Below are 18,903 nucleotides of genomic sequence, written 5' to 3'. Positions count from 1 at the left end.
GCTTGCTATCCTGACCCATTTTAAGGGCTCCCTGAGGTGAACGCTGAGGACTCACCGTAATCCGGTATCAGGCTTGTACGTTTTCCTCTGTGGGTATCCTTTACGGAAACAGACAATAAGCGAGATGGTTGAAAATGGAAGTGATATTGGTTTCAAACCAGGAAGAAGTGGCAGCCGTGGCACCGGTTATTCAGCAATTGCGTCCTCAGTATGAGCTGAATGAACTTATCGGTCTGCTGATACAGCAGATGAAGTCGGGGTATCAGTTGGCATACGTGATGCGCGACGGTAACGTGCTGTCGGTGGCAGGTTTTGTGACCGGGCAGAAGTTATCCTGTGGTCAGTATCTTTATATCGACGATTTTGTTACTGACGAGGCGCATCGTTCAGAGGGCGCGGGCCAGTATCTGATGGATTGGTTTAAGGACTATGCCGAAGTGAATCATATTGACGAAATTCATCTTGATTCCGGTGTCCAGCGTTTTGCGGCGCATAAGTTTTATCTGACCGAGGGATTTGCGATCAGTAGCCATCATTTTTGCTATCGCTGCTGAGGCCGTGCGGACTAAGCGTCAGGCGATATCACCGGTATCAGCGGGGAGATCGGCTTCATGTTGATCACTGTGCGTTTGGCAAACAGGGTTGTTAAGATCTGGGTATCCTGGGTTTCTTCTGCATATTGGGTTTCATCTGCATTTCGGGTTTCATTAGCGTCAACGGTGCTCCGCTGTGGAGCCAAGAGCCCGGCGATAGGGTGTGATGAATATGGGCGATGCGTTGCCAGTTCTGCCACATCCACCAGCTGTAATAAGGCGTGGAATTTATGTACGTAGTTGACCGTTTCTGCCGGTAACCGAAGCTGGCTGAATCGCTGTTTGTCACTGCTTTGCGCCCGGCTGACCCTGCCTTCACCGGCATTGTAAGCTGCCAGGGTGAGGTTCAGATCCTGATGGAATTTCCGGTACAGAAAAGTCAGGTAGTCCAGCGCCGCTTGGGTGCTGTGGCTAACGTCGAACCTGTCATCCCGCTCTGGGGTAACGCTCAGGCCAAAACGCTTGGCGGTGGCTGGCATAAGTTGCCATAACCCGGCGGCTTTCGCCGGTGAAACTGCCAGCGGATTGAATGTGGACTCCAGCATAGGTAATAACACCAGCTGTCTGGGCAACTGCCGCTTGTCCAGCTCTCGATAAATCATCTCGATCGTGTGCCGCTGACGCATAAGATGACGCTGAATCCGCTGTTGGTGCGGGGTAAGGCGCGCATGCTGTGCTTTGACCTGTTGCTTGAATTCCTCAGACTCTGCCGGAAAACGCAGACGGCCCGTGTTTTGGGGTGAACGCTGTCCTATAAACGCAGGTTGTGATGGGGAAAATAGTGGTCGGGTTGCCCAGTCCATCGCCGGGATAGCGGTTTGTGCCTCGGTATATAGCGGTGCGGCGGACACCGGCATCAGGAGCAGACTTGCCAGCAATGGCAGTAAGCGCCGCTTTAAGCGGAAATGACTTAAGCAGAAATGACGATCTTGGGGTGCGGTAAGGGTGCCAATAACCCCTGCGGTTGCCGCACGGGTTGTCGCATTAATTGCTGGAGCGGTAATGCCTTGAGCTGTCATGTTCGAAGGCGGCGATGAGGCAAACGACATCACATCTGCATCAGCTGGTCACGGGCATAGTGGCGCTGTGAGTCCTGACTGATTTCGGCTAACAGTTCCCCAAACGAAGCGGACAATTGCCCGTTGTGCTGATTGAGTTGCCGACAGGCCACAATGACGGACTCAAGACGTTGCCATTGCTGCTGCATTTTTTCCCGTAATGCCAGTGGCAGAGCCTGAAACAGGCTGCGAATACCTTGCGGAGTGGCTGGCAGTCCCAATTGCCGCAGTTGCACTGTTCGTTGTGTTGAACGTTGTGCTAAGACGGCAAGCAGTGGCTGCTGGCGCTGCATCATTCGTTGCATGGCTTCGCCATCGAAATTCAGATAACTGGCCTGCAGTGCCTGTAAAATCTGCTGCAGTTCGTCATATTGCTGAATGTCTTGCTGAATTCCCTTCAGAAGCTGCATGACAAGCTGTTGTCTGACCGCGGTGGTTTGCGCGGCTGATTTACCGGATTCCACTGTCTTACTCATGGCCAGTGTGGAATTGCATAATGGCACCAGACAGCGCCTGAATATCCAGTTCCAGCTCACCCCGTGCCAGTGCGTCTTTCACTGCCACGACTTTGTCCATATCAATACTGGGTAGCTGCTTCAGTTGCTCCTGCATGTTGGCCATGCGTTGGGTATCAACCTGAATGCCAGGCTCCGGACGCGGCTGACTGCTTGCCGTGGTTGAAGTGCGACGCGAAGAATGGTCAAACTGCGTTTGGGTAATAGCGCTGCCAGCCACTTTATCAATTTTCATCCTGAGTTCCTGTTGCTGATGGAGTCTGATTAAGATAGGCGGCGAAAAATCGGATTAATTAAATCTTTCAAGGCATGCTGTTGCGGGCCAACCGCCGTGGTGGAATTGATCCTTTCGCTGAGCGCAGCTTATCAGCTAACAGCATTAGATCTCGCATTAGGTCTCTTAGAGAGCAACGTCAGAGACAGGGGTCAAAAAACGGTTTCAACTTTGCCGTAGTCGGTTACGCGAACCTTAATCACTTTCTCTGACCGGGAATTTTTAACCTCAATCTGCTCATTTTTGCCCCCGTCTTCCAGTGCAATTCCCCGGGTACTGGCCTGCATTCCGTCTTTCCTTGCGGTGATCAGCACTTCATCTCCGGTTTCAACCAGCCAGCGCTGTTGCAGCGAAGCGGGACGGATCACCTGTCCACTGCGAATACGGCGTTCGGTGCGTTTGCCCGTTACGCTTGGAATTTGTGTGGCGAAATCAGTCGCTCGGTTAAAGTGCATCACCTGCATTTTCAGCATATCGGCTGCCAGTTTGGTGCCCCGGTTGAGGGCGGTTCGGGCGACCACAACCGGTAACTGCACTTCAACTTTGACAGTGGTATTTATTCGCCAAGGGTGCGCGCCGCCGTCACAACGTACCTGACGTTTAAGGTTCCCCACTGGCTGGTTGTTGAGGTCGCTGGCCGCGATGGTTAACGGCTCCGGGCATACCGGCAGGTGCTGCACGGCCGCGGGAACCGTGATTGCTATGTCGGTCTGCACGTTCTGCCAATGGTGCTGCCGGGCATAGGCATCGACCTCTGCCTGCATTTCCTGCCTGACAAAATCTGCCAGCGCCTGCTCGGTCATGGTCTGTGCTGCAATAGCCTGCTCGGTAATAGCGCTGAAAGCGGGCGGATGGCTTATCCCCAGCAGGGCACTGCCGAACAGGGCGGAAAGAAAGCAAATACGAGATTGACGGCGCTTCCGTTCAGCTTCCGTTGGGCGGAAGTTCCGCTTCCGTGTCGCATTGTAAAGTATTGATAAATAAATCATAAAAAGATGGCATGTATCTTGATTAATGCTTCGTGGACCAGCCAGACCTGAGGAATTTCAATGGCGATCAGTTTTGACAGTGCGCTCGGTGTTCACCCGGATGCGCTTAATTTCAGGGTACAACGCACCAAGGTGTTGGCCAGTAACTTAGCAAATGTTGACACCCCTGGATACCTTGCGAAAGACCTGCGCTTTGAAACCGTTATGCGCAATACCGTGCCGGGGAAAGTGGATAAGCCGGTACCGGACTTCAAAATCTCTTCGCTGTATGCCATGCCATACCAGAACAGCAAAGACGGCAATACCGTTGAGCTGGGGGTTGAGCAGGCGAAGTTTACTCAGAACAACATGGATTTTCAGACCAGTCTGACTTTTATGAACATGAAATTCAGCGGGTTAGCCAAAGCCATAGAGGGACGTTAATCACTATGTCATTTACCGATATCTACTCGATTGCCGGTTCGGCCATGAATGCTCAGACCGTTCGTCTGAACACCGTTGCCAGTAACCTGGCTAACGCCGATGCCGTGTCTGCTAACCCGGAGGATGCCTACAAGGCACTGAAGCCGGTTTTTGCCACCGTGTACAGCAACACGCAACTGGCTTCCGGTGAAAACGCTTATCCGAATGCGGAAGTGCGGATTGTGGATGTTGTGCAAAGTCGCGGCGACGCCGAGAAACGCTATGAGCCGGGCAACCCGCTCGCTAACCGGGAAGGGTATGTTTATTACCCGGACATTGATGTGGTGGCTGAAATGGCCGACATGATGTCCGCAACCCGCAGCTTTGAAACCAATGTTGAAGTGCTGAGCAATGTGAAAAGCATGCAGCAGGGGCTTCTGCGACTTGGGGAGGGTGGCCGATGAGTCTGGCGCAATTTACCGCCCTGACTGCGGATTCACCGGTATCGGCGACAGCCGGTCAGGAAAGATCGGTCACGGCCAACCCTGCTGACCGAAACAGTGCGACCTCGCTGCAGAACGAGTTCATCACCCTGATGGTGGCGCAGGTGCAGAATCAGGACCCGTTAAATCCACTGGATGGCACGGAATATGTCAGCCAGCTGGCGCAGTTTTCTCAGGTGCAGAGTACCGAGAACATGGCGCAGGTGATGCAAAACAGCATGGTACTGCTCGATAACATGCAGGTGCTTTCTACTGCTGGTTTGGTTGGGCAAACCGTGTTTGTGAACACCAACGAAGTGGAGCTGGGCAGCGGCCCGCAACACGGCAAGCTGGAACTGGCGCATGCCTCGAACATGGTCACGCTGACGATCACCGATGAGTACGGTCAGGAGACCTCTTTGCCGTTAGGGGCACACGGTCAGGGGGATGTGGATTTTGCCATTGATCCGCAAGCTCTGGGGCTGAAGCCGGGTAAGTACACCGTATCGGTGAATGTTGATAAGGGCCAGGGGCAGCCGGTCATGCTGATGGCCGGTGAAGTCTCTCAGGTGCGGGTGCCCAGTAACGGCGGTGCGACGCTGGTCAATGTTGCCGGGGTCGGCAGTGTTCCTTTCTACCAGATTAGTCAGTTTGGTGCTTAACCAGACATTACTTAATAAGACAGTACTAAAAAGAGTCACTCATGAGTTTTGATATTGCATTAAGTGGTCTGGATGCCACAAACACACAACTGAACACCATCAGTAATAACATTGCTAACGTTTCAACGTCCGGCTTCAAGGAATCCCGTACTGAGTTTTCTGCCGTGTATAACGGTATGCAGCCAAGTGGGGTTGAAGTGGCCGCGATTTCCCAGAACTTTTCCAAAAATGGCCCGGTTAACGGCACCGGACGTGCGTTGGATCTGGCGATTAATGGCAGCGGCTTTTTCGTGACGAAAGATCACATGGGGCAGCTTCTCTATACCCGTTCTGGGATTTTCGGGACGGATCGGAACAACAACATTGTGACCAATGGCGGTATGAAGCTGCAGGGTTACTCCGTGGACAATAACAACACCCTGCAAACGGGTGCCGTCACTGATCTGAAAATCAAAACCTCATCCCTGGCGGCCAAAGCAACGGACAGTGTGGACTTTGTGGCGAACTTTGACGCCCGCGCGACCGTGATTGATACGGCGCAGAATCCGTTCTCTCCGACCGATACCGACTCATTCAGTTCGTCATATACCACCAAGGTGTACGACTCGCTGGGTAACCCGCATACCGTGACCCAGTATTTCACCAAAACCGGGGATAACACCTGGCAAGTCAATGTGCAGGTAGACGGCGCTGATCAACCAGCCAAAACCCAGCAAGTGACCTTTAACACTGACGGTACACTGGCGGCACCAACCAAGCCATTTACCGTATCGCTGACACCGGGCGGTGCCAACCCGATGGACGTCGCAATTAATCTCGAGGGCAGCACTCAGTTTGGGGCGGATTTTGGCGTGAGCACCAACTCACCGAACGGCCATGCCTCCGGTGAATTGGCCGGTGTGCGGGTCGAAGATAACGGCATGGTGTTCGCGACGTACACCAATGGTCAGTCCCAGTTGCAGGGACAGGTTATTCTGGCGGATTTTGCCAACCCGCAGGGACTGGTGAAAGCAGGGAACACCTCCTGGATGCAAAGTTACAGCTCTGGTGCGCCGATTAACGGTAATCCGGGGGCCGGGACTTTAGGCAGCTTGACCTCCGGTGCGCTGGAAGGGTCTAACGTGGATCTGACCAGTGAACTGGTGAGCCTGATGACCGCCCAGCGTAATTATCAGGCAAACGCAAAAACTATCTCGACCTCCGATAAGCTGACCCAGGCCCTGTTCAACGCGGTTTAAGCCTGAAAGACAGAGAGAATCAGTGTAATGGATAGCTTGTTATTTACCGCAACCAGTGGTGCCAGCCGGGTGATGAAGGCCCAGCATGTGCACTCGAATAACCTGTCGAATGCCGATACGGTCGGATTTCGGGCGGATTTGGAGCGGGTGCAGAGTATGCAACTGCAGGGCAACGGTTTTGCCGGTCGCACTCTGGTTGCCACGAACTCGGCGTCTACCCGTTTTGACAGTGGTGACATGATCAAAACCGGCCGACCGCTGGATATCGCCATTAATGGCGAGGGTTTTTTTACGGTGCAGACGCCCGCTGGCAATGAGGCTTATACCCGGGCCGGTAATATCCGGGTTGATGAACTGGGTAACCTGACCGTCAATGGATTCCCACTGATGGCGGATGGCGACCCTCTGGTGCTGCCTGCGTACCAGAAAGTGGAAGTCAGCGATAAAGGTGTGATCAGCGTGATTCCGCCCGGCGGTGGAGCGGAAGTGGAAGTCGGGCAGCTCAAGCTGGTGAAACCGGCGGCGACGGAGCTGCAAAAGGAAAGCGACGGCCTGTTCCATGCTGTGCAGGGAGAAGCTTTAGCGGCAGACCCGACGGTGCTGGTGGCGGCAGAGCATCTGGAAGGCAGTAACGTGTCCGCCATTGATGAGCTGGTAAATGTCATGTCTCTGACGCGCAATTTTGAAATGCAGGTACGGATGATGAAAACCGCCGAAACCCTGGCTCAGGCCGGAAACCGGTTAATGAGTAATCGCTAAATTCAGGCGGGATGGTTACTGCAGACAGGCGACGAAAAGCAAGCGGCAAGCGTGAGTCACAAAGCCTAAGCAGCGAAGTCTAAGCAACGAAACATAAGCAACGAAACATAAGCAACCAAGCTTAAATGACAAGCATTAGCATCACAGCATCCGCGACGAAACAAACAACGAGGAGAAGCAGGAATGCATTCAGCATTATGGGTCAGTAAGACCGGGATGGCAGCGCAGGACGCCAAGATGACTGCCATTTCCAACAACCTGGCGAACGTGAATACCGTCGGTTTCAAACGTGATCGGGTGGTCTTTGAAGATCTGTTCTACAGCATCCAGCGTCAGCCGGGCGCTCAGGTGGATCAGGTGAATCAGTTGCCAAGCGGGGTACAGCTGGGCAGCGGGGTACGCGTGGTCGGTACTCAGAAAGTCTTTACACAAGGAAACTCACAGAACACGACGCAGGACTTGGATATGGCAGTGCTGGGCGCGGGCTTTTTCCAGATTGAGAATTCTGACGGAGAAATCATGTATACCCGTAACGGCCAGTTCCATGTGAATTCTGAAGGCCTGATGGTGAACAGCCAGGGGCTGCCGTTGCAGCCGCAGATTCAGGTGCCGGAGAATGCCACCAAGCTGAATATCGGTGTTGATGGCACCGTGACCGCCGTTGTCGCCGGTGACCCGCAACCTCAGGATCTGGGACAAATCACGCTGGCGAAATTTATCAACCCGGCGGGTCTGGAAGCCATCGGCGGTAACCTGTTCCGTGAAACGGAAGCCAGCGGCGCTGCCGAAGAGCTGATCGCCGGTCTGGATGGCGCGGGCAGCATCAAACAAGGGGCATTGGAAGGCTCGAACGTGCAGGTTGTCGAGGAAATGGTGGACATGATCACCACTCAGCGCGCGTACGAAATGAACGCCAAAGTCGTGTCCGCGGCTGACGACATGCTGAAGTTTGTCGCCCAGTCGGTGTAAGGGGCCAATGATGAAAGGTCTGTCTTTCTCTTTGCTGGCCTGTGTGTCTGCAGCCGTGCTATCCGGCTGCAGCATCCGTCCGGAATTTGTGCCGCCTGAGCCTGACGATTTGGCTTATGCGCCGCCGCCGCTCAACTATGCGCTGCCTGAGGCGCAGAACGGTAGCTTATACCGCCACCAGTACATGATGACACTGTTTCAGGATCGCCGTGCCTACCGGGTTGGGGATATGCTGACCATTTTGCTGGATGAAGAAACCCAGTCGAGCAAAAAAGCCAACACCAAATACGGCAAGGACTCTTCCCTGAATTTCCTGGCTCCGACCTTTGGCAATACCACCCTGGATGATTTGTCAGCCAACATTGAGGCCAATCGAGGCTTTGACGGTGCAGCTTCCAGCTCGCAGGGCAACAAACTGCAGGGTGGAATTACGGTAACGGTCCACGAAGTGCTGCCAAACGGCGTACTGCGTATCAGCGGTGAAAAATGGATTCGCCTGAATCAGGGAGATGAGTTCATTCGACTGACCGGCATTGTCCGGGTGGATGATGTTGATCGTCGCAACCAGGTGTCCTCACTGCGTATCGGTGATGCCCGCATCACCTACTCTGGCCGCGGCGCGCTGGCCGACAGCAATGCTGCCGGTTGGCTAACACAGTTCTTCAATAGCCCATGGGTACCATTCTGATGCAGACACTCCGAACCTTTTTCCGCGCGTTGGCTTGCACCGCCGTGTTAGGCAGCCAGGTATTGATAACGCCGCTGGTACAGGCGGAAACCCCGATGCCGATTATGGATCTGGTTGATATTCAGGGTATTCGTAACAACCAATTGGTGGGCTATGGCCTGGTGGTCGGTCTGGACGGCACGGGCGATCGAAACCAGGTGAAATTCACCAGCCAGTCCATTACGAATATGCTGCGCCAGTTTGGGGTGCAGATTGGGGAAGGGACTGATCCCAAACTCAAGAACGTGGCCTCGGTCAGCGTGACGGCTTATGTCTCGCCAATGTCCGGCTCTGGCCAGGAATTGAATGTCGTCGTGTCATCGATAGGGGATGCGAAAAGCTTACGGGGTGGCACGCTGCTGATGACGCCACTGCGTGGTATCGATGGTGAAGTGTACGCGGTGGCACAGGGCAATGTTGTGGTTGGCGGGGTGCAGGCGGAGGGCCGCAGTGGCTCGAAAATCACCATCAATACCCCGACCACCGGGCGGATCCCGAACGGGGCTACCCTAGAGCGAGAGATTCCGTCTGACTTTAATGACAAAGACACCATCACCCTGAACCTGCGTAAGCCCAGCTTCACGACGGCTAAAAATATTGCCCGTGCCATTAACGGCATTTTTGGCCCGGAAGTGGCAACCGCCATTAATCAGGGCAAGGTTGAGATGCTGGCACCGAAAGACACGCAGCAGCGGGTCACGCTGATGTCGATGCTGGAAGATATCACGGTGGTGGAAGGGCGTCGTCCGGCGCGGGTGGTGTTCAACTCCCGGACCGGTACCGTAGTGATCGGCCAGCATGTCAAAGTCAGCGAAGCGGCAGTCAGCCATGGCAACCTGACTGTGACGATCACCGAGAGTCAGCAGGTCAGCCAGCCGAATGCGTTTTCCAATGGTGAAACCCGAGTCGTGAATGAGTCCGGTGTCGACATTAACCAGGATACGGCGCAGATGTATATCTGGCCGGAAGGTACGGAGCTGAACACCATTGTCAGTGCGGTAAACAGCCTGGGTGCGACGCCGGATGACCTGATGTCGATACTGCAGGCGTTGCAGGAAGCCGGTGCACTGAACGCCGAACTGGTTGTGATTTAAGGAGGGGGCATGAAAGTAGACAGTAATGGTGACATGGCACAGATGAACGCCATGCTTTACCACGACAACAGCGCGTTGGCCACTATCCGGCAACAGGCCGATCAGCAGGGGGCGCTCAAAACGGTCGCTGGCCAGTTTGAAGCCATGTTCCTGCAAATGGTGCTGCGTCAGATGCGCAGCAGCAGCGATGTGCTGGCGCCGGAGGACAATCCGTTTTCCAGCAAAGAGCAGGGGGTATACCGTGATTTTTATGACGGTCAGCTGGCCATCGAACTGGCAAAAAAGCAGCGCAGCGGGATCGCTGACATGCTGATTAAACAGCTGAGTCCGACCCTGCCTCATGCCAGTCAGGCGCTGTCACAAATGCCGGTCAGTCATGCTACGGCGCCGCAAACGGCAGCCAACGATAGCGTTGGATTGGGCACTGCCGCAGTCACCACGCCTTCGTCTGACGAGGGGCTGGCCGCGTTTAATGATACGGCTCTGGCCGCCGCCTACGATCCAAGAGTGTCCTTCCGTCAAATGTTTCAGGAATCCATGGGCACCGTTGCTTTCCAGCAGCCCCTGATCCATAAAGTGGAGCTTTAATTGCCATGTCCATGATTAATATCGCGTTGTCTGGCCTCAATGCCAACAAAGTCGCGCTTGATGTGACCGCCCAGAATGTGGCGAATGTGAACACCCCGGGTTACAGCCGGCAACAGGTACTGACCAGCTCGCTGGGCGGTCAGGGGCGCCACAGTGCCGGAGGGGGCGTGGAAGTCACCAGCATTCGCCGTGTGGCCGATCAGTTTCTGGTCAAGCAAACCTGGCAGACCAACAGCCAGGCCGCGTATTCCTCGCGCTATTTGTCGAACATGAGCCAGCTGGAAAGCCTGTTGGGCGCGGATGCGTTCAGCCTGTCTGGCGGACTGGATACATTGTATGCGGCGCTCAACGATGCCACGGTGAAACCACAGTCGATTCCGTTGCGCCAGCAGGTGATTAACGAAGCAGAAGCGCTGTCACGCCGTTTCAATACGCTGACCGAATCACTTCACGCTCAGCACAAAAACATGAGCGATCAGCGGGGTGCGGCGGTAGAGCATGCCAACAGTCTGCTTAGCAATCTGGCTGATGTGAACCGCCAGATTGTTGAAGCTTCAGCGACCAGCGGTAATGCCGCGCAGCTGCTGGATACCCGGGAAAACCTGATTGGCGAGCTGTCGAAGCTGATGGACGTCAGAACCACAGAACAACCGGACGGCAGCCTGCAGGTGACCCTGGCTTCCGGCCAGCCACTGGTACTGGGATCGGAAGCCGCTCAGCTGAATACGGTGCCAGACAACACAGATCCTTATCTGGCGACGCTCAATCTGGAATTTTCCGGCCAGCATTTTCCGGTGAACGGAAAAGTCGGCGGGCAGTTGGGGGCGATTGATGATTATCAGTTGGAGACCCTCAAGCCCAATTTGGCAGCATTGAATGATATGGCTGCGAACCTGGCGGACGAATTCAACCGCGTGCTGGCTACCGGTAAGGATTTGAACGGCAATCAGGGGGCACCGCTGTTTACCTACAACCCGGCTAATCCGGCAGCCAGTCTGACGGTGGCCGATTTGTCTCCGGAAGACCTGGCGTTTTCAGCTGATGGTACGCCGGGCAACAGCGAAGTGCTGCAGAAGCTGGTGGCGATTGGTAACCAGTCTTTTGCCATCAGTGGGTTTGGCAATGTCACCATCAATGATGCGTTTACTTCGATGGTTGGCGAGACCGCCATTAAAACCCGTCAGGCCAGTGCCGATCACAAGGCAGCAGAAAGCCTGAATAAGCAAGCGCTGGCAGCCCGCGACAATCTGAGTGCGGTAAACAGTGATGAAGAAGCCGCAAATCTGATGGTGTTTGCCAATGCCTATCAGGCCAACATGAAAGTGATCAGTACCGCCAATCAGATGTTCGATACGGTCTTGCAGCTATTTTAACGGCGTCGCACAGAAAAGGTGATGAAATGAGAATCAGTGATACCCAGTTCAGTCAGATGATGCTGCAAAGTTTGCAAAGCAATAATGCCGGGCTGGGCGAAGTTCTGCAGCAAATGTCAACGGGCAAGCGTCTGACGAAGCTTTCTGATGCGCCCATCGACTCGATCAAACTATTGAACCTGGAGCGTGAAGGGCAGGCGCTGGATCAGTACCGCAATAACATCAGCAATGTTAAAACGACGCTGTCGAGCCAGGAAACGTATCTGGACGCCGCCAATGAGAGCCTGAAAAGTATGCGGGATCTCGTGCTGTGGGGCGCAAATGAATCGCTCAGTGAGGATGACCGAATTGGGATTGTCACCGAACTGGAAAGCCTGCGTGATAGTCTGGTGTCGACCTTTAATGCTCAGGACGAGGAAGGCAATTATCTGTTTTCCGGTACCCAGACCGATCAGCCGTCACTGGTTGCTGCCGGTAGCGACTATGTCATCAACGGCAATAACGATAAGCGCGTAGTGACGGTGGCGAAAGGGGTGACCATGGAATCCAATGTCACGGCTGGTGAAATCCTTGAGCTTGGCGGCGACAACATCATCAACCGCATCGATAAGGTGATAGCCGAGTTCAAACAGCCAACCGCGGCGTTTCATGATGAAGTGAACAGTGCGCTGAATGCGGTTGATGCGACGCTGTCCAATGTGCTGGAAGCAATGACGACCATCGGTGGTCGTCAGAACAACCTGGATTTGCTGGAAAACAGCCACAGTGAAAACAAACTGTTTGTCGACAAGGTCTCGGGTGATCTCGAAGCGCTGGACTACGGCGAAGCGTCGGTCAGGCTGAATAATTACATCAGTGCGCTACAGGCCACGCAGGCCAGTTATATGAAAATTAATGAACTATCGTTGTTCGGACAGCTGTAAGAGGGCAGGGACGTATGGTTAATGCAACGGCTGACGTTGGCCCTCATAGCGTCCGGTTGACCGGACAAGGTCAAACCACCATTACCCCGTCGGCCGTGACGGATCGTTCCGCTGCTGAGGTGCCGGCCACTCGTCCGGCCCGGATGGTATCTGCGCCGCAGGGACATTTTTCAGTCTCCAAAGCCGTGCTGGCAAAAGGTCAGCACCAGGCGACAACAGTGCAGGTGGCGCAGCAGGCGCTGCTGCAGGTCGGGCGAGAACTGCAATCGATGAAGCGAGTTCTGGCACAGTCTCTGAGCAGCCAGCAACCAGCGCCGCCATCGTCGAATGACAAGCTGGCACACAGCCAGCAGGTTATTCGTCACACTCTCGACAGTGCCCGCACGCAGGAAGGGCGGGTCTTGGATGCCCAACTGAAGGTTCAGCTGAACGGTCAGGCTGGCCGCGCATTTACCATTCCCGGCCTGAACCTGACCCGGTTACGCCATCAGGCAGAGCAGCTCAGGCTCGATTTTCCGCAAGCGGGGGCCGTTACCCTGCAGTTTGATCCGCGACTGGATGACAAACAGCTGGTACGCCAACTCGATCGGAATTTGATTCCGCTGGGAATGCGGGCAGCAGCCACGGATGGCGGCGAATTGGTGTTTAAAACGACAGACAGTGCGTATCTGCAGATACAGCAGCAGGTGCTGGTTACCGGGCAGGGACATCGATACCCGGCAGGGCAACCCAATCAGATCCGTCTGCAACCTGAACCTGAAGGGGTTGAAGACCTGTCCATCAGCACGGCGCACCGTGACGGTATCCGTCAGACTCTCAGTAAAGTGAATCTGCATCTGCGCCAGGTTCAGCAGAGCCTGGATGATATTAAAGCCTACCAGGCTCAGTTGGCGCAGCAAATGGAGCAACAGCTGGAAAGGCTGGGCACTCAGGGCGATGTGGCTGCCGCTGAAGGCCGACTGAGCCATTTATCCGCCCAGTTTTCCGGTGGGTTCAGCGCGACCTATCAGGCGATCACGGCGCAGGCCAATGTTCACCGACACACAGTGGTTGCCTTGCTGCGCAGCTGAGGCCCGTCTTTGGGATGTGCCAGCGAATGAAAACCAGCCTGCCGGCTGGTTTTGTCTTTCATTTACACCGAAAGGGCGAGACAATCCCCGCCTCCTGTTCTCTTCTGTTTATCTCTTTTTTAAAACTATGACGTTATCTGCTGCAGTGACGAATGAGCCTTCGCGCCATCGTCAGTATTTGCGTGTGTTCGCGCTGGGCTTTAGTGCCTTTATCTTTAATACCACTGAGTTTGTGCCGGTCGGGTTGTTGTCTGACATCGCCCGTGATTTTGACACGACGCCGGCTACTACTGGTTGGATGCTGACAATTTACGCCTGGATCGTGGCTTCCATGTCGCTACCCATGATGCTGCTGACCAGCCATATTGAGCGCAAAAAGCTCCTGTTGATGGTCTTTACCCTGTTTATCGTGAGCCATGGTTTCTCGGTCATTGCCTGGAATTTTGAAATGCTGGTAGCCAGTCGGATCGGTATTGCCTTTGCACATGCTGTGTTCTGGTCGATTACCGCTTCTATCGCGATTCGGGTAGCACCGCCGGGTAAGAAAACGCTGGCACTCAGCGTGCTGGCGACCGGTACCTCGCTTGCGATGGTGCTCGGGGTGCCATTGGGTCGGATTATTGGTCAATGGCTGGGTTGGCGAACCACCTTTGGGGTGATTGCTGTCGTGGCGTTGCTGATCATGATGGCGCTGTTCAGGCTGTTGCCGCCATTGCCAAGTCTTTTCACCGGCTCGATGAAAAAACTCCCGGAATTGCTGCGTAAGCCAACGTTGATGGGGCTGTACCTGTTTATCTTTCTGATCTTTACCGCTCATTATTCGGCGTACAGCTATATTGAGCCTTTTATGAAAGGGATTGGCGAGGTAAGTGAGCACTTCACTACTTTCCTGCTGCTTCTGTTTGGTATTGCAGGCATTCTGGGCAGCGTCATTTTCGGTTACTGGGGGGAGAAGGCCAATACCCGCCTGCTCGTTGGTAACACGGTGGTTGTGATGGTGTGTATGGCACTGTTGCTGCTGGCTGTTTCACATCCCTGGACAATCAGTACCGTGCTAGTGTTCTGGGGTACGGCGCTAATGATTGTGTGTCTGGCGATGCAGGTCAAGGTACTCAATATCGATACTCATGCTTCTGATATGATCATGTCGATGTTCTCTGGCATCATCAATCTGGGCATTGGCGCCGGGGCACTGATTGGCAGCAAAGTAATCCAGTGGCGTACGCTGGAGGAAATTGGTTACGTCGGGTCTGGGTTTGCGTGCCTGTCTTTGGTGTTGATAATGGTGCTGTTGATGAGGTTTCCTGCCATACGCTGAGTCAGGTGAATTCAGCCGATGGACTATGCTGGTCATAAAAAATCCGAGGGTGTGCTTGCCCCTCGGATTTTTTTGCCGGTAATCCGGTAAAAGACCGGTAGCCCGAAGATAAGACCTCGTCAGGCCAGAAAAAAGAAATACAGAAAACAGATAAATGCCAGCAATGTGGCTGACAGGGTCGGGTACACAATATAAGAATCATCCCGGCGGTTGGCCCGCTGGAAACACAAGAAGGTCAGGATGACGTTATAGAACACCAGCAACAGGCTGATGAGCGTGCCTTGTCGTAGCGTGAGGGCGTTCAGCTTCAGGAGAAACATTGCCAGAAGGCAATAATCTATCACAATCAGCCAGAGAAAGGTTTTTTGCAGGGTATCGGGTCTGCGTGTCCGTCGTTCAATGTGCGCCATGGTTGACCTGTCTGACTTCCTTGAAAATACGGTGGCGATTATAACCGTGTAGCGGAGGGTGCAAAGTCACTGTTTATTCCACAATGGTTGAATGGTGTCAAAAAATCCCTTTGTTTCCATTCAGTTCCACAAGTTTATGTTTACTGCTTGATTCATGTTTACTGTCCTCAGCGGTTCCGAACGTTAAGTATTGATTGTTATGCATCGAACGTTCGGAACATGTCCAACCGGTCGGCTCAGGAAAGCGGTGATGGTTGGCTAATTCTGGCGGTGAGTAAGTGTGCCTCTGCCTGATGAGTTGCCTGAATATGTCCTGGCCCCTGATCTGGCCCAAGCCCCTTATCTAGAACCAGGCCTGGCTCCTGATCCGGCATCGACGTGGCCGCTGGCTGACGGTATGAATCGCTGACCGGGTGGTTTTGAACCAACTGGCGTCGGAGCACCGGCTGGTTCTGCTCTGCAGCCTGGCGCGCTTTATTGACCGGGTTATCCGGGTTTTTGCTGCCAAACAGGGTGTCGAGCACCTGAGCTGCCGGTGTCGTGAGAATAAACAGTTCAATCCGGCGGTTTTCGCTTGCATCCGGCTCTTCATGATTGAGCAGGGCGCGATCTGACATACCAGCCACCTGCAGTACCCGGTTCTCGGGCATACCGCCAGCGATGAGTGTCTGGCGTGCCACGTTGGCGCGTGAGGCAGACAGTTCCCAGTTAGATTTACTGCTGAAATGGCCTTTAAAGCGGGTAGCATCGGTGTGCCCGCTGATGATCAGCTGGTTACTGATCTGTTTGAAAATCGGGGCAATGGCCAGCAGCAGATCTTCGAAAAACGGTGTGAGCTGGGCTCCGCCCCGACTGAACATGTTCTGGCGGAAATCGTCCTGCAAAATGATCCGCAGTCCCTGTGGGGTAACATCTACCATTACATTGCCTTGGGCGGCAGCCTGCTTGGCCATTTCTTCTACTACTTCAGCCAGCAGCGTCAGCTGTTCCTGAGTTTCAAAACTGCCGGGGATCAGGGCATCGCTTTCCGGTCCGTCACCGTTGCCGTCAAAAAAGGAGGTGATAGTCTGCGCGGCATCGTGTGAGCTGAGATCGGCGGCTTCACCGCCGAAATCAATCGGAGAAAGGCTGTTGGCAGTATCGAAAGGGTTACCGGCACCTTCGTCAAAAATGCTGGAGCTGTTCAGGTAAGCGACGATGGCCCGCCGCTCTTTCTGATCCACCACCTGTAGTAGCCACAGCACCAGGAAAAGGGCCATAAGAGCAATCATGAAATCAGCAAACGCCACTTTCCATGCGCCTCCATGATGTTCTTCATGGTGCCGGTTACTGGCGCGTTTAAAGACGATGTGCTCTTGTTTTTGCATTACCCCTCCTGTTCAGCCAGCCATTTCTCCATGTCGTTGAAGGAAGGTTTGATGTCCAGCTGGATATGTTTTCGTCCGGCATCGATAGCGAGTAAGGTTGGTTTTTTTGCTACGTATGCCACCAAAGTTGCGCGGGTACATTCAAAAGCGGTCATATCACGTTTTACGCGCTGCGCCATGGCATTACTGGCTGGGTCAAAAATGCAGTAACAACCGAAAATACCTAAGAATGTGCCCACCAGAGCGGCTGCAACGTGGTAGCCAATCATCGCGATGGAACCATCAATCGCCTGCATGGTGATGATGATGCCCATAACGGCTGCCAGGATACCGAATCCCGGCAGGGCTTCCGCGGTACGTTGCAGTGAGCGGGAAGGCAACAGCAAATCCTGCTCGATAGCCGCAATTTCCTGCTCCAGCAGTCCCTCTAACTCAAAAGGCGACATCTGCCCCATTGCCATTAAACGCAAATTGTCGGTAATAAACGACACCAGTTGCGGATGCTCTGCGACCAGCGGGTAGCGGTGAAATAGCTCACTATTGGCCGGGTCTTCGATGTGGCGATCCAGCGACTTGAAACCGCTGGTGCGAATGTTTTCCAGCAACACTTGCAGCAGAGCCATGAGCTGCATGTAAAACTCTGATTCATCCTTGCGGGGGGATAACACCTCACGCAATTGGCTGCGCATGTCTTTGAGCACATGAGGTGGGTTGCCAATGATCAGGGAGCCGATGGCCGCACCAGCAATGATCAGCAGTTCCGCCGGTTGCCAGATAGCGGCCAGCTTGCCCCCGGCCCAGAGGTAACCGCCAAAGACGCAGAGAATGATAATCAGGGCACCTGTAAACTTTTGCATGGGATCTCCTAAGACGACAGGTATTGGTTTAACTGTTTCAGCGCCTGTTTGTGCAGCTGACAGATGCGGGGTGGGGTCAGATTCAGTACCAGGGCAATTTCATGCAGGTTCATATCATGCTGATAGAACAGCGTGAGCAGCAGTTGCTCCCGTTGCTTCAGTTTGGTCAGTGCAACTTCAAGGGTTCGCTTTATCTGCTCGTGCTGAATGGCATCCTGATGGTTGTCGTGGGCCATATCCGCCCCGTTTTCAATCAGTTGATCCAGGCTTTGCATTTCGCTCGCCAGACTGGCGTGAAGCCGCTGCTGGTAATCTTCTTTATCTGTACCCAGTGCCTCAATGATCTCGGCTTCGCTCGGCTGGCGGCCAAGCTGCTTGGTGAGATCACGGGTGATGTCATTGAGCTCGTGGGCCTGCTGACGGGTTTGACGAGAGCGCCAGTCCAGACGACGTAATTCATCCAGAATGGCACCGCGAATCCGACACACGGCGAAAGCCGGAAAATTCGGGTCATCCACATTTTCATAGCGGCGGGCCGCTTCGAGCAGACCGAGCATGCCCAATTGCTGCATATCTTCCAGGCTGCAATGGGTACTGGTATGGCTGCGCAGCTGATTCACCACGCGTTTAACCAGAATCAGGTGTTTGCGTATCAGGCGGTCTTCGTTGAACGCCGGACGCTGAGCGCTGACAGGCTGCTCGGCGCAATAATGATCGGCAGGGTTCATATCAAGCATGGTAGCCTCACTGGATCACGTACTTGGTGAGCAGGACATCGTCGATATCGCGCGCGATGTGGGTGTCGGCAAATGCCGTCAGCAGGGTTTGTTTGACTTCTTCCTGAAGGGCATCAATGGTTGGCTGGTTTTGCAGCTCTTCATACGTTTTGTTGCTGAACAGCTTCAGCAGGGCATTGCGTACCACCGGCATGTAGTTGTCGATGTTTTTAATGCGCTCTGGCTGGTAGGTTGCAATGGCCAGTTCCAGCATCACGAAGTGCGTCTGGCGGCTGCCTTTGACACTCAGTACCAGTTTGTCCAGAGAATGAAACACCGGTTGATCGGATGGGGCTTCCTCAGTCTGAAAACTGAAGTTAGTCAACATCTCGTCCAGGTTGAACTGGCGGTGGTTTTTCATGTACCAGACCGTCCCGGAAAAGGTGAGCGCCGAAGCAATGACGCTTATCAGCAGCGAGGCGAAAAGCAATGTAGTGATTTGTTTTTTGGTCATGAATG

General features: G+C 54.1%; 23 protein-coding genes. 14 read left to right on the top strand and 9 right to left on the bottom strand.

Annotated features, from left to right (window positions below; translation table 11 throughout):
• Positions 1–134 precede the first annotated feature (134 nt).
• Entirely contained in the window at positions 135–554 is a 420-nt protein-coding gene (locus PGW97_RS23895) for a GNAT family N-acetyltransferase (RefSeq protein WP_207103904.1), read from the top strand.
• An 11-nt stretch (positions 555–565) separates the two neighbouring features.
• On the opposite strand, the gene PGW97_RS23890 is transcribed toward PGW97_RS23895, so the two are convergent.
• The 4 genes from PGW97_RS23890 to flgA form a co-directional block, all read right to left on the bottom strand.
• Entirely contained in the window at positions 566–1,642 is a 1,077-nt protein-coding gene (locus PGW97_RS23890) for a lytic transglycosylase domain-containing protein (RefSeq protein ID WP_273860036.1), read from the bottom strand.
• A complete protein-coding gene (gene flgN, locus PGW97_RS23885) occupies positions 1,642–2,127 on the bottom strand; it encodes a flagellar export chaperone FlgN (RefSeq protein WP_273860035.1) in 486 nt (161 codons plus the stop codon). The genes PGW97_RS23890 and flgN overlap by 1 nt, the downstream gene beginning before the upstream one ends.
• Positions 2,120–2,401 (bottom strand): flagellar biosynthesis anti-sigma factor FlgM, encoded by a 282-nt coding sequence (flgM, locus tag PGW97_RS23880; protein WP_273860034.1) that lies wholly within the window; start codon positions 2,399–2,401, stop codon positions 2,120–2,122. The genes flgN and flgM overlap by 8 nt, the downstream gene beginning before the upstream one ends.
• Positions 2,402–2,592: 191 nt before the next feature.
• Positions 2,593–3,429, bottom strand: a complete 837-nt coding sequence (gene flgA / locus PGW97_RS23875; protein WP_273860033.1) for a flagellar basal body P-ring formation chaperone FlgA — start codon at positions 3,427–3,429, stop codon at positions 2,593–2,595.
• A 60-nt stretch (positions 3,430–3,489) separates the two neighbouring features.
• Between flgA and flgB the strand changes: the two genes are divergently transcribed.
• From flgB to PGW97_RS23810, 13 genes are all read left to right on the top strand, one after another.
• Entirely contained in the window at positions 3,490–3,852 is a 363-nt protein-coding gene (gene flgB / locus PGW97_RS23870) for a flagellar basal body rod protein FlgB (RefSeq protein ID WP_047885071.1), read from the top strand.
• A 5-nt stretch (positions 3,853–3,857) separates the two neighbouring features.
• Positions 3,858–4,295, top strand: a complete 438-nt coding sequence (gene flgC / locus PGW97_RS23865) for a flagellar basal body rod protein FlgC (RefSeq protein WP_047885072.1) — start codon at positions 3,858–3,860, stop codon at positions 4,293–4,295.
• Positions 4,292–4,975: a flagellar hook assembly protein FlgD gene (flgD, locus tag PGW97_RS23860; RefSeq protein WP_047885073.1), complete on the top strand. Its 684-nt coding sequence runs from the start codon at positions 4,292–4,294 to the stop codon at positions 4,973–4,975. Before flgC ends, flgD begins: the two co-directional genes overlap by 4 nt.
• Positions 4,976–5,016: 41 nt before the next feature.
• Complete coding sequence (gene flgE / locus PGW97_RS23855; protein ID WP_047885074.1) at positions 5,017–6,213, top strand: flagellar hook protein FlgE; 1,197 nt, start codon at positions 5,017–5,019, stop codon at positions 6,211–6,213.
• Positions 6,214–6,240: 27 nt separating this feature from the next.
• Complete coding sequence (gene flgF / locus PGW97_RS23850) at positions 6,241–6,972, top strand: flagellar basal-body rod protein FlgF (protein WP_047885075.1); 732 nt, start codon at positions 6,241–6,243, stop codon at positions 6,970–6,972.
• Positions 6,973–7,155: 183 nt separating this feature from the next.
• Positions 7,156–7,941 (top strand): flagellar basal-body rod protein FlgG, encoded by a 786-nt coding sequence (gene flgG, locus PGW97_RS23845; RefSeq protein WP_273860032.1) that lies wholly within the window; start codon positions 7,156–7,158, stop codon positions 7,939–7,941.
• A gap of 10 nt (positions 7,942–7,951) precedes the next feature.
• Positions 7,952–8,629, top strand: coding sequence for a flagellar basal body L-ring protein FlgH (gene flgH, locus PGW97_RS23840; RefSeq protein ID WP_047885077.1), 678 nt, complete (start codon positions 7,952–7,954; stop codon positions 8,627–8,629).
• Positions 8,629–9,762, top strand: a complete 1,134-nt coding sequence (locus PGW97_RS23835) for a flagellar basal body P-ring protein FlgI (protein WP_373689499.1) — start codon at positions 8,629–8,631, stop codon at positions 9,760–9,762. Before flgH ends, PGW97_RS23835 begins: the two co-directional genes overlap by 1 nt.
• 9 nt (positions 9,763–9,771) lie before the next feature.
• A complete protein-coding gene (locus PGW97_RS23830) occupies positions 9,772–10,350 on the top strand; it encodes a rod-binding protein (RefSeq protein WP_273860031.1) in 579 nt (192 codons plus the stop codon).
• Between the two features lie 5 nt (positions 10,351–10,355).
• The gene (flgK, locus tag PGW97_RS23825) at positions 10,356–11,723 is read left to right on the top strand and encodes a flagellar hook-associated protein FlgK (protein WP_047885079.1); all 1,368 of its coding nucleotides are present in this window, start codon (positions 10,356–10,358) and stop codon (positions 11,721–11,723) included.
• Positions 11,724–11,749: 26 nt separating this feature from the next.
• Positions 11,750–12,646, top strand: coding sequence for a flagellar hook-associated protein FlgL (gene flgL / locus PGW97_RS23820; RefSeq protein ID WP_047885080.1), 897 nt, complete (start codon positions 11,750–11,752; stop codon positions 12,644–12,646).
• Between the two features lie 14 nt (positions 12,647–12,660).
• Entirely contained in the window at positions 12,661–13,716 is a 1,056-nt protein-coding gene (locus PGW97_RS23815; protein ID WP_273860030.1) for a flagellin, read from the top strand.
• A 127-nt stretch (positions 13,717–13,843) separates the two neighbouring features.
• Positions 13,844–15,034 carry a sugar transporter gene (locus PGW97_RS23810; protein ID WP_273860029.1) on the top strand — a complete coding sequence of 397 codons (1,191 nt, stop codon included), beginning with the start codon at positions 13,844–13,846 and terminating at the stop codon, positions 15,032–15,034.
• Between the two features lie 119 nt (positions 15,035–15,153).
• Here the strand turns inward: PGW97_RS23810 and PGW97_RS23805 are convergent, their stop codons facing one another.
• The 5 genes from PGW97_RS23805 to PGW97_RS23785 form a co-directional block, all read right to left on the bottom strand.
• Complete coding sequence (locus tag PGW97_RS23805) at positions 15,154–15,444, bottom strand: hypothetical protein (protein ID WP_047885083.1); 291 nt, start codon at positions 15,442–15,444, stop codon at positions 15,154–15,156.
• Positions 15,445–15,680: 236 nt separating this feature from the next.
• A complete protein-coding gene (locus PGW97_RS23800; RefSeq protein ID WP_273860028.1) occupies positions 15,681–16,811 on the bottom strand; it encodes a flagellar motor protein MotB in 1,131 nt (376 codons plus the stop codon).
• A complete protein-coding gene (motA, locus tag PGW97_RS23795; protein ID WP_207103895.1) occupies positions 16,811–17,668 on the bottom strand; it encodes a flagellar motor stator protein MotA in 858 nt (285 codons plus the stop codon). The genes PGW97_RS23800 and motA overlap by 1 nt, the downstream gene beginning before the upstream one ends.
• Before the next feature lie 8 nt (positions 17,669–17,676).
• On the bottom strand, positions 17,677–18,405 hold the full coding sequence (locus PGW97_RS23790) for a FliA/WhiG family RNA polymerase sigma factor (protein ID WP_047885085.1): 729 nt from the start codon (positions 18,403–18,405) through the stop codon (positions 17,677–17,679).
• Between the two features lie 7 nt (positions 18,406–18,412).
• A complete protein-coding gene (locus PGW97_RS23785; RefSeq protein WP_273860027.1) occupies positions 18,413–18,898 on the bottom strand; it encodes a flagellar basal body-associated FliL family protein in 486 nt (161 codons plus the stop codon).
• Positions 18,899–18,903 lie beyond the last annotated feature (5 nt).

Source organism: Photobacterium sp. GSS17 (assembly GCF_028621875.1).
Taxonomy (GTDB): Bacteria; Pseudomonadota; Gammaproteobacteria; order Enterobacterales; family Vibrionaceae; genus Photobacterium; species Photobacterium ganghwense.
The sequence above is the reverse complement of the archived record's forward strand: the minus strand, read 5'-3'. Positions and strand labels throughout refer to the sequence as shown.